We start from the raw sequence: 13,608 nt of genomic DNA, 5'->3' as shown, positions 1-13,608 counted from the left end.
CACGGTTTGGCCGAGATCTTCCGGCGGTTATTGATGAGAGAGTAAAACAACATGAAATGGCTTTGTTCTGTAGGTGTTGCCGTCAGCCTGGCGCTGCAACCTGCACTGGCAGATGATCTGTTTGGCAATCATCCCCTCACGCCTGAAGCCCGGGACGCCTTTGTCACGGAATTGCTCAAGAAGATGACGGTTGATGAGAAAATCGGTCAGCTCCGTCTTATCAGCGTCGGCCCGGATAACCCGAAAGAGGCCATCCGCGAGATGATTAAAGGTAGCCAGGTTGGTGCGATCTTTAATACCGTCACCCGCGAGGATATTCGGAAGATGCAGGATCAGGTGATGGATCTCAGTCGTTTGAAGATCCCACTGTTCTTTGCCTATGACGTGCTGCATGGACAACGCACTGTTTTCCCGATTAGCCTCGGTTTAGCCTCCTCCTTTAACCTCGATGCGGTCAAAACCGTGGGACGCGTTTCCGCCTATGAAGCGGCGGATGATGGTCTGAATATGACCTGGGCTCCGATGGTGGATGTTTCCCGTGATCCGCGCTGGGGCCGTGCCTCTGAAGGCTTTGGCGAAGATACCTATTTAACGGCAACCATGGGGAAAACCATGGTTGAAGCGATGCAGGGGAAAAGCCCGGCCGACCGCTATTCTGTCATGACCAGCGTCAAACACTTCGCGGCCTATGGTGCGGTAGAAGGCGGGAAAGAGTACAACACCGTCGATATGAGCCCGCAGCGCCTGTTCAACGACTACATGCCTCCGTACAAAGCCGGTCTGGATGCCGGCAGCGGTGCAGTTATGGTGGCGCTGAACTCGCTGAACGGTACGCCAGCCACTTCTGATGCGTGGTTGCTGAAAGATGTTCTGCGCGATCAGTGGTGCTTTAAAGGCATTACTGTTTCTGACCACGGTGCAATCAAAGAGTTAATTAAACACGGCGTGGCTTCTGACCCGGAAGACGCGGTGCGCGTGGCGCTCAAGTCGGGTATCAACATGAGCATGAGCGACGAGTATTACAGCAAATATCTGCCAGGTCTTGTGAAGAGCGGCAAGGTGACAATGGCGGAGCTGGACGATGCCACCCGTCATGTGCTGAACGTGAAATATGACATGGGGCTGTTTAACGATCCGTATAGCCATCTTGGACCGAAAGATTCTGATCCGGTGGATACTAACGCTGAAAGCCGTCTGCACCGTAAGGACGCCCGTGAAGTGGCGCGTGAAAGCCTGGTGCTGCTGAAAAACCGTCTTGAAACCCTGCCGTTGAACAAGTCAGCGACGGTGGCTGTTGTGGGGCCGCTGGCGGACAGCAAGCGTGACGTCATGGGGAGCTGGTCTGCAGCAGGTGTGGCCGATCAGTCTATAACCGTGTTGACCGGTATTAAAAATGCTGTCGGCGACAAGGGCAAAGTGATCTACGCCAAAGGTGCGAACGTCACCAATGACAAAGACATCGTGACCTTCCTGAACCAGTATGAAGAGGCGGTGAACGTTGATCCTCGCTCGTCAAAAGAGATGATCGACGAAGCGGTTAACGCAGCGAAGCAGTCTGATGTGGTGGTGGCTGTGGTCGGGGAAGCGCAGGGCATGGCCCACGAAGCCTCCAGCCGCACCGACATTACCATTCCGCAAAGCCAGCGTGACCTGATTGCCGCACTGAAAGCTACCGGAAAACCTCTGGTGCTGGTGTTGATGAACGGCCGTCCTCTGGCCCTGGTGAAAGAAGACCAACAGGCTGATGCGATTCTGGAAACCTGGTTCGCCGGTACGGAAGGCGGTAACGCCATTGCTGACGTGCTGTTTGGTGATTACAACCCGTCAGGTAAGCTGCCGATGTCCTTCCCGCGCTCTGTCGGGCAGATCCCGGTTTACTACAGCCACCTGAATACTGGCCGTCCGTATAACGCCGACAAACCGAACAAATACACTTCACGTTACTTCGATGAGGCCAATGGCCCGCTTTATCCGTTTGGCTACGGCCTGAGCTACACCACGTTCACGGTCTCTGACGTGAAAATGTCTGCGGCCTCAATGAAACGTGATGGCAAGGTCACGGCCAGTGTTGAAGTAACCAATACCGGTAAGCGTGAAGGCGCAACGGTTATTCAGCTGTATTTGCAGGATGTCACTGCGTCCATGAGCCGCCCGGTGAAACAGTTGCGTGGTTTTGAGAAAGTGGATCTGAAACCGGGTGAAACCAAAACGGTCAGCTTCCCGATCGACATTGATGCACTGAAGTTCTGGAACCAGCAGATGAAGTATGATGCTGAACCAGGCAAGTTTAACGTCTTTATCGGCGTGGATTCTGCCCGGGTGAATAAAGGCGAGTTCGAACTGCTGTAACATCCTTCCCTCCGGCCTCCCCCTGTTATGGGGGAGGCCGCTTACCTGATGCAAAAATCGCATTTCAGCGGTTAATTCCTCCTTTTTAAACTACGCTTTTCTCTCAAGCCCCTGAAAAGGGCGCAAAAAAATGAGGAAAGCAGAATGACAATTGCGAAAGGGGCTATGGGCTCTGCGCTGATTCTGGCGGCGTTGAGTCTGCCGTTACAGGCGGCAGAACCGGTCAAAGTGGGTTCAAAGATTGATACCGAAGGGGCACTGCTCGGCAATATTATTTTGCAGGTGCTTGAAAGCCACGGAGTTAAAACGGTCAACAAAGTTCAGCTTGGCACGACGCCTGTTGTACGCGGGGCGATCACATCCGGTGAGCTGGATATCTATCCTGAATATACCGGTAACGGTGCATTCTTCTTCAAAGATGAAAACGATCCGGCCTGGAAAAATGCCCAGGCAGGCTACGAAAAAGTCAAAAAGCTTGATGCTGAACAGAACAAACTGGTCTGGCTGACGCCTGCTCCGGCCAACAATACCTGGACGATTGCCGTTCGTAAGGACATTGCCGAAAAGGGCAAACTTACCTCGCTTGAAGATCTCAGCCGTTATCTGAATGAAAAGGGTGATTTTAAACTTGCCGCGTCGGCGGAATTTATCGAACGCGCTGATGCGTTACCGGCATTTGAAAAAGCCTATGGTTTCAAACTTGATCAGGCTCAGTTGCTGTCGCTTGCGGGTGGGGATACCGCGGTGACCATCAAAGCCGCGGCGCAGCAAATCTCTGGTGTGAATGCGGCGATGGCTTACGGAACGGATGGCCCGGTAGCGGCTCTTGGCCTGCAAACCCTGACCGATCCGAAAGGTGTTCAGCCGATTTATGCTCCAACACCCGTGGTACGCGAAGCGACGCTGAAGGCTAACCCTGAAATTGCGGAATGGCTCAAGCCCGTGTTTGAAAAGCTGGATGAAAAAACGCTGCAACAGCTGAATGCCAGCATTGCAGTTGAGGGGCTGGATGCCAAAAAAGTGGCTGCCGACTTCCTGAAGCAACAAGGGTTTGTGAAGTAACAGGACAGGTCTGTGCCAATAAAATGTCATAACCGCGTACTGCTGCTTCTGGCGTGTATTGCTGCCGCAGCCGTTACATTGCCGTTTGTCAATGTCGCGCCTAATCGCCTGGTGTCGGGCGAAGGGCGGGCGATCTGGCAGATCTGGTCGTTCCCCCCGGGATTCCTGCTTGTGGTGCTGGGGGTTTTCATCGGTTTATCCCTATGTCCTGGGCGTATGGCGCAGTGGCTGACGCTTTTCATCGGTGAAGGGGTGTTTGCTGTGCTGGTTTGGGGGGCCGGACTTGCGGCGACACATCTGAGCACCGTTGAAAGTCCACTTGCGAGGACCTCCGTCGGCAGTGGGTTGTGGCTGTGGATGGCGTTATGCCTGCTTGTCTGCAGTGATGTCATTCGGCGGCTAACAGCACAGTCAGTTTGGCGTTGGGTGCTGAATGCACAAGTCTGGTGTTTTCCATTGCTGCTGCTGTTTAGCGGTGAACTGAACCAGCTGTCGCTGTTAAAGGAGTATGCCAACCGCCAGGAGGTATTTAATGATGCGCTGGTGCAACATCTGACACTGCTGCTGGGCACGCTGTTCCCGGCATTATTGATGGGTTTGCCGCTGGGCATCGGCTGTTATCGTCATCCTGGACGTCAGGGAACCGTGTTTGCCATTTTGAACGTTATCCAGACTATTCCTTCTGTTGCCCTGTTTGGTGTGTTAATTGCGCCTCTGGCGGGGCTGGTGAAGGCGTTTCCGGTACTGGCATCTTTGGGTATAGGCGGGACGGGGCTTATGCCAGCCCTTATTGCACTGGTGCTTTATGCGCTATTACCGTTGGTGCGTGGGGTTGTCGCTGGGTTGAGCCAGGTGTCACCGGATGTACTGGAAAGCGCGCAGGCAATGGGGATGAGTACCCGCCAGTGTTTTTGGCAAGTGCAGCTCCCGATTGCGTTGCCATTACTGCTTCGTAGCTTGCGGGTAGTGACCGTCCAGACGGTGGGTATGGCGGTAATCGCAGCGTTAATCGGTGCGGGTGGGTTTGGCGCCCTGGTATTTCAGGGGCTGCTGAGTAGCGCACTGGATCTGGTGCTGCTGGGCGTTATTCCAACCGTTGCACTGGCTGTTGTGGTGGATGCGCTGTTTGCCTTGTGGCTCGCGTTGCTCAAGGGGAGAGGCAATGATTGAATTTCATGATGTCAGCAAACACTTTGCTGGCCGTCCGGCGGTGAGCCATCTGAACCTGCATTTTGAGGAAGGGGCGTTTTCTGTCCTGATTGGGACATCGGGATCGGGAAAATCAACCACGCTTAAGATGATCAACCGGCTCATTGAGCATGACAGCGGACTCATCCGCTTTGCAGGGGAAGAGATCCGCAGTGTGCCCGCGCTGGAGTTACGTCGTCGTATGGGCTACGCCATTCAGTCTATCGGCTTGTTCCCTCACTGGACGGTCGCGCAAAATATCGCCACCGTACCGCAACTGGAAAAATGGACACGGCAGAAAATTGCCGAACGTGTTGATGAGCTGATGGCACTGCTGGGGTTAGAACCGGCTTTGCGCGATCGCTATCCACATCAGCTTTCTGGTGGGCAGCAACAGCGTGTGGGCGTGGCGCGAGCACTTGCAGCGAACCCGCAGGTGTTGCTGATGGATGAACCTTTTGGCGCGCTGGACCCGGTGACACGGAGTGCGTTACAGGCCGAGATGACGCGCATTCACCGGATCCTTGGGCGGACGATCATTCTGGTTACGCACGATATTGATGAGGCACTGCGGCTTGGCGATCGACTGATCCTGATGGATAACGGTGAAGTGATACAGCAGGGAGCGCCGCTGACGCTTTTAACCCAACCTGCAACCGATTTTGTGCGTGATTTTTTTGGCCGCAGTGAATTGGGGGTCAGGTTACTTTCGCTGCGCACCGTAGGTGATTACTTGCGACCCCCGGGAATGCATATCGATGGCGAACCCTTGCAGGTACAGATGAGCCTGCGCGATGCATTATCCGCGTTTGTCGCTCGGCAATGTGATGTTCTGCCCGTTGTGGATGCACTGGGCAGTGTGTGTGGTGCGCTCCATTTTCGTGATCTGCTGACAGGGGAGGTCGGCCATGAAGTGGATGCGTGAACCGCTGGTTTGGCTGGTGGCGCTGTTTGTGGCGCTATTATTTCTGATGCCGCATAGCGCTGGTCTTTTTAGCGCGCTTTTTCCGGGGCTGCCGCGACCGGTTTATCAACAGGAGAGTTTTATCAATCTGACGCTGGCACATTTCTGGCTGGTGGCGGTTTCAAGTGTTACAGCCGTTGTATTAGGGGTGGGGGCAGGCGTTGCAGTGACGCGCCCCTCAGGCAGAGAGTTTCGTCCACTGGTCGAAACCATTGCCGCCATCGGCCAGACCTTTCCACCCGTGGCGGTTCTGGCCATCGCGGTTCCGGTCATTGGTTTTGGTCAGACGCCGGCAATCATTGCACTTATTTTGTATGGCGTGCTGCCTATTTTACAAGGCACGCTGGCCGGAATATCGGCGGTTCCTGCCTCGGTGATGAGCGTGGCTGAGGGGATGGGAATGAGTGGCTGGCAGCGTTTTCGCCATGTTGAACTGCCGCTTGCCGCACCGGTTATTATCGCCGGAATTCGCACGTCTGTGATTATCAACATAGGGACGGCGACCATCGCGTCAACGGTTGGTGCAAATACGCTTGGCACACCCATAATTATCGGGTTAAGCGGATTCAATACGGCCTATATTGTGCAGGGGGCGGTACTGGTTGCACTGACAGCGATTGTGGTCGATCGGGGGTTTGAGCGCCTGGCGAGTTATCTCAACCGACACCGCCACGAACAATAAACGAGTATCCAGCCAGCATAACGCCACCGATACCGCTAACGGCCATGAGGACGAAAAGAGTGATTACGGCCAGTTTGGTTGCCTTCATACATGTGCTCCTGTTGTTAACGAAGCAATTATACGGTGAAGCGTAGCTGTTAATGAACCATTAAATGCCGTTACGGCTCGTTAGGCCCAAGTGCGTAAACCGGATAACCGTGTTCACGCCATTCTGTAAGCAGTTGCTGCTGCGCTGCGCTTGGGACTTCACCGCACCAGACCAGCAATGTCTGCCCATCGAACAACTCCGGGCGTAATTGCGCTAATGAATGTGCCAGCACATCGACGCGCCAGCCCTGCTGTGTGGCAATCCATGCTTCAAGCCACAAACGGGTGGTGTCATGCACATTCCACCCGACGACCAGCGCATCTTTATTATTCTTATTTCTTGCTGATGCAAGACACACAGAAATGTAATTAATGAGAACGCCGTCAAGCATACTGAGCAGTGCCTGTAGCGTCGGCTGCTGGCACTGAAGACGGCGGCGTAAGGGAATGAACAGACGGGAGATTAACGTTTGCGCGGGATAGTCGCGGCCTTGCTCTTTTATCCACGCACGCAGGCGCTGCAGGTTACCTGCCTGCAGGAGACGCAGCAGTGTTTCCTGTTGTTCGCGCCAGATATGTTGCGTATCAGGATCGTCCTGGCTGAGCAATGATTTCACTTTACCGACCTGGACACCGTTATCGATCCAACTTTTGATCTCACGGATCCGCTCAATATCAGCATCGTTGAAAAGACGATGACCACCGTCTGTTCGCTGCGGTTTGAGTAATCCATACCGTCGCTGCCATGCTCGTAGCGTCACGGGATTGATATCACAAAGGAGTGCCACTTCACCTATCGTGTAAAGCGCCATATTCGCCCCCTGGCTTGCGCGTCCCCAGCTTAACTGTAGACCCAGTTTGGCGAACCAGGAAGAATTGCCCGAATTTTGAACAAATAATGCGACGCTCAGGTTATTTTCTGAAAAAGGTGTGATTGCGAACACGGTTTACACCTTTTTTGGTGTGCTTCAAAGAAAGTTAAACCACATCAGTGTATGTTACGCGTTTTTGAAACGCGCGGTTTGTGGGTATGTACGAGTTTAACCTGGTGTTGTTGCTGCTCCAGCAGATGTGTGTATTTCTGGTCATCGCATGGCTGATGAGTAAAACGCGTCTGTTCATCCCACTGATGCAAGTCACCGTACGTCTGCCGCACAAGTTTCTCTGTTACGTCGTTTTTTCCATTTTCTGCATCATGGGGACCTGGTTTGGTCTCCACATCGAAGATTCGATTGCCAATACGCGTGCGATCGGTGCGGTGATGGGCGGTCTGCTCGGCGGTCCCGTAGTCGGTGGGCTCGTGGGGTTAACGGGCGGACTTCACCGTTATTCTATGGGGGGCATGACAGCGCTGAGCTGCATGATCTCGACGATTGTTGAAGGGCTGCTGGGCGGTCTTGTACACAGTTATATGATCAAACGTGGCCGAACGGATAAGGTGTTTAGCCCGATTACAGCTGGTGCAATTACCTTTGTTGCCGAGTTGGTGCAAATGCTGATTATCCTGCTGATTGCGCGTCCCTATGAAGATGCGCTGCATCTGGTCAACAGCATTGCCGCGCCGATGATGGTGACGAACACCGTGGGGGCGGCACTCTTCATGCGTATTCTGCTTGATAAGCGTGCGATGTTCGAGAAATACACCTCGGCGTTTTCTGCGACGGCGTTAAAGGTGGCAGCATCGACGGAAGGTATTTTGCGACAGGGGTTTAACGAAGAAAACAGCATGAAGGTAGCTCAGGTTCTCTATAAGGAGCTGGATATTGGCGCAGTCGCGATAACCGATCGGGAAAAGCTACTGGCGTTTACCGGAACCGGGGATGACCATCACCTGCCAGGTAGACCAATTTCGTCCTCTTATACGCTTCGCGCTATCGAAACTGGCGAGGTAGTCTATGCCGATGGTAACGAAGTGCCATACCGTTGTTCGTTGCATCCACAGTGTAAGCTGGGCTCGACACTGGTGATCCCGCTGCGAGGAGAAAACAATCGGGTGATGGGGACCATTAAGCTTTACGAGGCGAAAAACCGTCTGTTCAGTTCTATCAATCGCACGTTAGGCGAGGGGATTGCGCAACTTTTGTCGGCGCAAATTCTGGCAGGACAATATGAGCGGCAAAAAGCGCTTTTAACCCAATCAGAGATTAAGTTGCTGCATGCACAGGTGAACCCGCATTTCTTGTTTAATGCGCTGAACACGCTTAAAGCGGTGATTCGCCGTGACAGCGATCAGGCCGCGCAGTTAGTCCAGTTTTTGTCGACATTTTTCCGCAAGAACCTGAAGCGTCCATCGGAAATTGTTACCCTGGCCGATGAAATTGAACATGTGAATGCCTATCTCCAAATCGAGAAGGCCCGTTTTCAGTCGCGTTTGCAGGTATCGTTATTCATTCCGGATGAGTTAGCGTCACAACATCTTCCGGCATTTACCTTGCAACCGATCGTGGAAAACGCCATTAAGCATGGTACGTCTCAATTGTTGGGCACTGGGGTGATCAGCCTTTCTGCCAGTCGTTTTAACCACTATCTGGTCCTCGATATTGAAGACAATGCCGGGTTGTACCAGCCGACGACGTCTGGAGGATTGGGCATGAGCCTGGTGGATAAACGCCTTCGTGCCCACTTTGGCGACGGTTGTGGGATTTCCGTGGCCTGTGAACCGGACAGATTTACCCGTATTACATTACGATTGCCGCTGGAGGAAGATGCATGCTGAGAGTGCTGATTGTTGATGACGAGCCGTTAGCACGGGAAAATCTGCGTGTGCTGTTGCAGGAGCACAGCGATATCGACGTGGTGGGCGAATGTGCAAATGCCATTGAAGCGATTGGAGCCGTTCACAAACTGCGCCCGGATGTCCTGTTTCTCGACATCCAGATGCCGCGAATCAGTGGCCTGGAAATGGTTGGAATGCTTGATCCTGAACATCGACCGTACATTGTGTTTCTGACGGCCTTCGATGAATATGCAGTGAAGGCTTTTGAAGAACATGCTTTTGATTATCTGCTTAAACCGATTGAAGAAAAACGGCTTGAAAAGACGCTGAGTCGTTTACGCCAGGAGCGTGCCGTGCAGGATGTGACGCTTCTGCCTGAGCACCAGCAGCCGCTCAAATTTATCCCCTGTACGGGTCATAGCCGCATTTATCTTCTGCAAATGGACGACGTTGCTTTTGTCAGCAGCCGCATGAGTGGCGTGTATGTTACCAGTGCTGAAGGTAACGAAGGTTTTACGGAACTGACGTTGCGCACACTGGAAAGTCGTACGCCGTTGATCCGCTGCCATCGACAGTATCTGGTGAACATGGCTCATCTTAAAGAGATTCGCCTTGAAGATAACGGTCAGGCCGAGCTAGTGCTTCGCGCCGGGCAAACTGTCCCCGTGAGCCGCCGATATCTGAAAAGTTTGAAAGAGGCGATTGGGCTGTAAAACTGGTACACTGCGCGTCATTGCATCACCGACAGTTAAAGGCACTCATGCTAAGTAATGACATTCTCCGTAGCCTGCGCTACACCCTGAAAGCAAACAATAACGATCTGGTGCGCATTCTGGCGCTTGCCGACATGGAATCAACGTCTGCCGGGTTTGATACCTGGATGACAAAAGAGGATGAGGACGGGTTTGTTCGTTGTCCTGATATCATCCTGTCAGGTTTCCTGAACGGGCTTATTTATGAGAAACGTGGCAGAGATGAATCTGCGCCTGAGCTGGCGCTTGAGCGTCGTGTTAACAACAATACGGTGCTGAAAAAGCTGCGTATCGCGTTTTCCCTGAAAACCGATGATATCGTGGCGATCATGACCGAACAGAAGTATCGCGTGTCAGTGCCGGAAATTACCGCCATGATGCGCGCGCCGGACCACAAAAATTACCGCGAATGTGGCGACCAATTTTTGCGTAATTTCCTGCGCGGATTGACCCACCGGGTTCATCATCCTCAGCCATAAAAAAAGCCGGAGATTATCTCCGGCTTTTTTTATTATTTCACCTGCTGGCCTGGCTTCGCGCCTTCATCAGGGCTTAACAGGAAGATATCTTTCCCACCAGGGCCTGCGGCCATGACCATGCCTTCAGAGATACCAAAGCGCATTTTGCGTGGCGCAAGGTTAGCGACCATCACCGTCTGGCGGCCAACCAGTACCTGCGGGTCAGGATAGGCTGAACGAATACCGGAGAAGACGTTACGTTTCTCTCCACCCAGATCCAGTGTCAAACGTAACAGTTTGTCGGAGCCTTCAACGAATTCCGCGTTTTCAATCAGCGCCACGCGCAGATCAACTTTGGCAAAATCATCAAAGGTGATGGTTTCCTGAATCGGATCGTCAGCCAGTGGCCCCGTTACCGGTGCAGCGGCTGCCTTCACTTCTTCTTTGGACGCTTCCACCAGCGCTTCAACCTGTTTCATCTCGATACGGTTGTACAGGGCTTTAAACGTATTCACTTTGTGTCCGAGCAGAGGCTGTGCGATGGCATCCCAGGTCAGTTCAGTGTTCAGGAATGCTTCAGCGCGTTCAGCCAGATTTGGCAGAGCCGGCTTCAGGTACGTCATCAGGACACGGAACAGATTGATACCCATAGAGCAGATCGCCTGCAGGTCAGCATCACGGCCTTCCTGTTTTGCGACAACCCACGGTGCTTGCTCATCCACATAGCGGTTAGCCAGGTCTGCCAGCGCCATGATCTCGCGCACCGCTTTACCAAACTCACGTGCTTCCCACGCTTCGCCAATGGTGGTGGCTGCATCAGTGAAGGTTTTGTACAGTACCGGGTCAGCCAGTTCAGAGGCCATCACGCCGTCAAAACGCTTCGCGATAAATCCGGCATTACGGGACGCCAGGTTCACCACTTTGTTCACGATGTCTGCATTCACACGCTGTACGAAATCTTCCAGATTCAGGTCGATATCGTCGATGCGAGAAGAGAGCTTCGCGGTGTAGTAGTAACGCAGGCTGTCAGCATCAAAGTGATTCAGCCAGGTGCTGGCTTTGATGAACGTTCCGCGAGATTTGGACATCTTCGCGCCGTTTACCGTGACATAGCCATGAACGAAGAGGTTGGTTGGCTTACGGAAACCGCTGCCTTCCAGCATTGCAGGCCAGAACAGGCTGTGGAAGTAAACGATATCTTTCCCGATGAAGTGGTACAGTTCCGCGTCGGAATCTTTCTTCCAGTAGTCGTCAAAGCTGGTGGTATCGCCGCGTTTGTCGCACAGATTCTTGAAGGAGCCCATGTAACCGATTGGTGCATCCAGCCAGACGTAGAAATATTTGCCCGGCGCGTTCGGAATTTCGAAACCGAAGTATGGCGCATCACGGGAGATATCCCATTGCTGAAGACCGGATTCGAACCACTCCTGCATTTTGTTGGCAACCTGCTCCTGCAATGCACCGCTACGGGTCCAGGCCTGTAGCATTTCGCTGAAAGATGGCAGGTCAAAGAAGAAATGCTCAGAGTCACGCATGACGGGAGTAGCACCCGACACGACTGATTTCGGTTCAATAAGCTCGGTTGGGCTATAGGTTGCACCACACACTTCGCAGTTATCGCCGTACTGGTCTGGTGACTTACATTTCGGGCACGTGCCTTTCACGAAACGGTCTGGCAGGAACATGCCTTTTTCCGGATCGTACAACTGAGAGATAGTGCGGTTTTTAATAAAACCGTTCTCTTTCAGGCGGGTGTAAATCAGCTCAGACAGCTCACGGTTTTCCTCGCTGTGCGTGGAATGATAATTGTCGTAGCTGATGTCAAAGCCTGCAAAATCAGTCTGATGTTCCTGACTCATTTCGGCAATCATCTGTTCTGGTGAAATACCCAGTTGCTGAGCTTTCAGCATAATCGGCGTGCCATGGGCGTCGTCCGCACAGATGAAGTTAACCTGATGGCCGCGCATTCGTTGGTAACGGACCCAGACATCAGCCTGGATATGCTCCAGCATGTGGCCGAGGTGGATTGAGCCGTTGGCGTACGGCAGTGCGCACGTTACCAGAATTTTCTTCGCGACTTGAGTCATAGTGGACATTACTTCTTTTAACAGTGAAAAGGGCTTTTGATATTACCAAAAGGGTCATTATTAAGTAAGCACAAACCACGGCCTTTCAGGTAAACTTGTTCAACTAAGGTCTTATTCACAAGAACAAAGGAGTCGGGATGAGTTCTCAATCCCAGGCCAAATCACCGGAAGTCTTACGAGCAATGGTTGCCGGGATACTGGCTAATTTTCAGCATCCAACCCTGAAACACAACCTCACTACGCTGAAAGCGCTGCACCACGTTGCGTGGCTGGATGATACGTTGCATATCGAGCTGCAGATGCCGTTCGTTTTTGCCAGCGCCTTTGATACGTTGAAAGAGCAATGCAGTGCAGATCTGCTCCGTATCACTGGGGCAAAAGCCATTGACTGGAAGCTGTCCCACAGCATCGCTACGCTGAAACGGGTGAAAAATCAGCCGGGTGTTAATGGTGTGAAAAACATCATTGCCATCAGTTCAGGCAAGGGAGGGGTGGGTAAATCTTCTACGGCGGTAAATCTGGCGCTGGCGCTGGCCGCTGAAGGGGCGAAAGTCGGTATTCTGGATGCCGATATCTACGGCCCATCGATTCCTAATATGCTGGGCGCGGAAAATCAGCGTCCGACGTCACCAGATGGCACGCACATGGCGCCGATCATGGCGCATGGCCTGGCAACTAACTCCATTGGTTATCTCGTGACCGATGATAATGCCATGGTATGGCGTGGCCCGATGGCCAGCAAAGCGCTGTTGCAAATGTTGCAGGAAACTCTGTGGCCGGATCTCGATTATCTGGTGCTGGATATGCCGCCGGGTACGGGTGATATCCAGTTGACGCTGGCGCAGAACATTCCGGTGACGGGCGCGGTTGTGGTGACAACACCGCAGGATATTGCGCTGATTGATGCCAAAAAAGGCATTGTCATGTTCGAGAAAGTAGACGTACCGGTGCTCGGTATTGTCGAGAATATGAGTATGCACATCTGTAGCAATTGCGGACACCATGAGCCTATTTTTGGGACCGATGGGGCGGAGAAGCTGGCTGCGCAGTATCACACACAACTGCTTGGACAGATGCCATTACACATTACGTTGCGTGAAGATCTGGATAGCGGGAAACCGACGGTGGTGAGTCGTCCGGATAGCGAGTTTGCTGAGATGTATCGTCAACTGGCGGGGCGTGTTGCGGCGCAACTTTACTGGCAAGGCGAAGTCATTCCGAGTGAAATTGCCTTCCGCGCGGTGTAACCCTTGTAGCCGGGTA

General features: G+C 52.9%; 12 protein-coding genes. 9 read left to right on the top strand and 3 right to left on the bottom strand.

Going from position 1 to position 13,608, the window contains the following annotated elements:
• Positions 1–51: 51 nt before the first annotated feature.
• From bglX to GF617_RS07615, 5 genes are all read left to right on the top strand, one after another.
• Positions 52–2,349: a beta-glucosidase BglX gene (bglX, locus tag GF617_RS07635; RefSeq protein ID WP_203451431.1), complete on the top strand. Its 2,298-nt coding sequence runs from the start codon at positions 52–54 to the stop codon at positions 2,347–2,349.
• 144 nt (positions 2,350–2,493) lie between these two features.
• Positions 2,494–3,411, top strand: coding sequence for an ABC transporter substrate-binding protein (locus tag GF617_RS07630; protein WP_181620113.1), 918 nt, complete (start codon positions 2,494–2,496; stop codon positions 3,409–3,411).
• 12 nt (positions 3,412–3,423) lie between these two features.
• On the top strand, positions 3,424–4,581 hold the full coding sequence (locus GF617_RS07625) for an ABC transporter permease (RefSeq protein ID WP_203451430.1): 1,158 nt from the start codon (positions 3,424–3,426) through the stop codon (positions 4,579–4,581).
• Positions 4,574–5,524, top strand: a complete 951-nt coding sequence (locus GF617_RS07620) for an ABC transporter ATP-binding protein (protein ID WP_203451429.1) — start codon at positions 4,574–4,576, stop codon at positions 5,522–5,524. Before GF617_RS07625 ends, GF617_RS07620 begins: the two co-directional genes overlap by 8 nt.
• Complete coding sequence (locus tag GF617_RS07615) at positions 5,508–6,245, top strand: ABC transporter permease (protein ID WP_203451428.1); 738 nt, start codon at positions 5,508–5,510, stop codon at positions 6,243–6,245. Before GF617_RS07620 ends, GF617_RS07615 begins: the two co-directional genes overlap by 17 nt.
• On the opposite strand, the gene GF617_RS07610 is transcribed toward GF617_RS07615, so the two are convergent.
• Together GF617_RS07610 and mlrA are read right to left on the bottom strand one after the other, a co-directional pair.
• Positions 6,220–6,333, bottom strand: coding sequence for a protein YohO (locus GF617_RS07610; protein WP_010433613.1), 114 nt, complete (start codon positions 6,331–6,333; stop codon positions 6,220–6,222). The genes GF617_RS07615 and GF617_RS07610 overlap by 26 nt on opposite strands.
• Before the next feature lie 70 nt (positions 6,334–6,403).
• A complete protein-coding gene (gene mlrA / locus GF617_RS07605; RefSeq protein WP_181623805.1) occupies positions 6,404–7,144 on the bottom strand; it encodes an HTH-type transcriptional regulator MlrA in 741 nt (246 codons plus the stop codon).
• Between the two features lie 218 nt (positions 7,145–7,362).
• On the opposite strand from mlrA, the gene GF617_RS07600 reads away from it, so the two are divergent.
• Genes GF617_RS07600 through GF617_RS07590 form a run of 3 tightly spaced genes read left to right on the top strand, consistent with a single transcriptional unit; the run spans position 7,363 to position 10,279 of the window.
• Positions 7,363–9,048, top strand: a complete 1,686-nt coding sequence (locus GF617_RS07600) for a sensor histidine kinase (protein WP_181620109.1) — start codon at positions 7,363–7,365, stop codon at positions 9,046–9,048.
• Positions 9,042–9,761, top strand: coding sequence for a two-component system response regulator BtsR (gene btsR / locus GF617_RS07595; RefSeq protein WP_181620108.1), 720 nt, complete (start codon positions 9,042–9,044; stop codon positions 9,759–9,761). Before GF617_RS07600 ends, btsR begins: the two co-directional genes overlap by 7 nt.
• Positions 9,762–9,808: 47 nt before the next feature.
• Complete coding sequence (locus GF617_RS07590; protein ID WP_203451427.1) at positions 9,809–10,279, top strand: DUF1456 family protein; 471 nt, start codon at positions 9,809–9,811, stop codon at positions 10,277–10,279.
• A 32-nt stretch (positions 10,280–10,311) separates the two neighbouring features.
• Here the strand turns inward: GF617_RS07590 and metG are convergent, their stop codons facing one another.
• The gene (gene metG, locus GF617_RS07585; protein ID WP_203451426.1) at positions 10,312–12,345 is read right to left on the bottom strand and encodes a methionine--tRNA ligase; all 2,034 of its coding nucleotides are present in this window, start codon (positions 12,343–12,345) and stop codon (positions 10,312–10,314) included.
• Between the two features lie 137 nt (positions 12,346–12,482).
• Here metG and apbC point away from each other — a divergent pair, with 137 nt between their 5' ends.
• Complete coding sequence (gene apbC, locus GF617_RS07580; RefSeq protein WP_203451425.1) at positions 12,483–13,592, top strand: iron-sulfur cluster carrier protein ApbC; 1,110 nt, start codon at positions 12,483–12,485, stop codon at positions 13,590–13,592.
• Positions 13,593–13,608 lie beyond the last annotated feature (16 nt).

Origin of the sequence: Lelliottia sp. RWM.1 (assembly GCF_016859735.1) — a bacterium.
Classification (GTDB): Bacteria; Pseudomonadota; Gammaproteobacteria; order Enterobacterales; family Enterobacteriaceae; genus Enterobacter.
Note: the sequence above shows the minus strand (reverse complement) of the source record. Positions and strands in the feature narration are given on the sequence as shown.

Excerpts from the sequence above, each read along its gene's own strand:
- apbC (WP_203451425.1), top strand. The coding sequence starts at position 12,483 with ATGAGTTCTCAATCCCAGGCCAAATCACCGGAAGTCTTACGAGCAATG.
- GF617_RS07620 (WP_203451429.1), top strand. The coding sequence starts at position 4,574 with ATGATTGAATTTCATGATGTCAGCAAACACTTTGCTGGCCGTCCGGCG.
- bglX (WP_203451431.1), top strand. The coding sequence starts at position 52 with ATGAAATGGCTTTGTTCTGTAGGTGTTGCCGTCAGCCTGGCGCTGCAA.
- GF617_RS07600 (WP_181620109.1), top strand. The coding sequence starts at position 7,363 with ATGTACGAGTTTAACCTGGTGTTGTTGCTGCTCCAGCAGATGTGTGTA.
- GF617_RS07610 (WP_010433613.1), bottom strand. The coding sequence starts at position 6,333 with ATGAAGGCAACCAAACTGGCCGTAATCACTCTTTTCGTCCTCATGGCC.
- btsR (WP_181620108.1), top strand. The coding sequence starts at position 9,042 with ATGCTGAGAGTGCTGATTGTTGATGACGAGCCGTTAGCACGGGAAAAT.
- GF617_RS07615 (WP_203451428.1), top strand. The coding sequence starts at position 5,508 with ATGAAGTGGATGCGTGAACCGCTGGTTTGGCTGGTGGCGCTGTTTGTG.
- mlrA (WP_181623805.1), bottom strand. The coding sequence starts at position 7,144 with ATGGCGCTTTACACGATAGGTGAAGTGGCACTCCTTTGTGATATCAAT.
- metG (WP_203451426.1), bottom strand. The coding sequence starts at position 12,345 with ATGACTCAAGTCGCGAAGAAAATTCTGGTAACGTGCGCACTGCCGTAC.
- GF617_RS07630 (WP_181620113.1), top strand. The coding sequence starts at position 2,494 with ATGACAATTGCGAAAGGGGCTATGGGCTCTGCGCTGATTCTGGCGGCG.
- GF617_RS07590 (WP_203451427.1), top strand. The coding sequence starts at position 9,809 with ATGCTAAGTAATGACATTCTCCGTAGCCTGCGCTACACCCTGAAAGCA.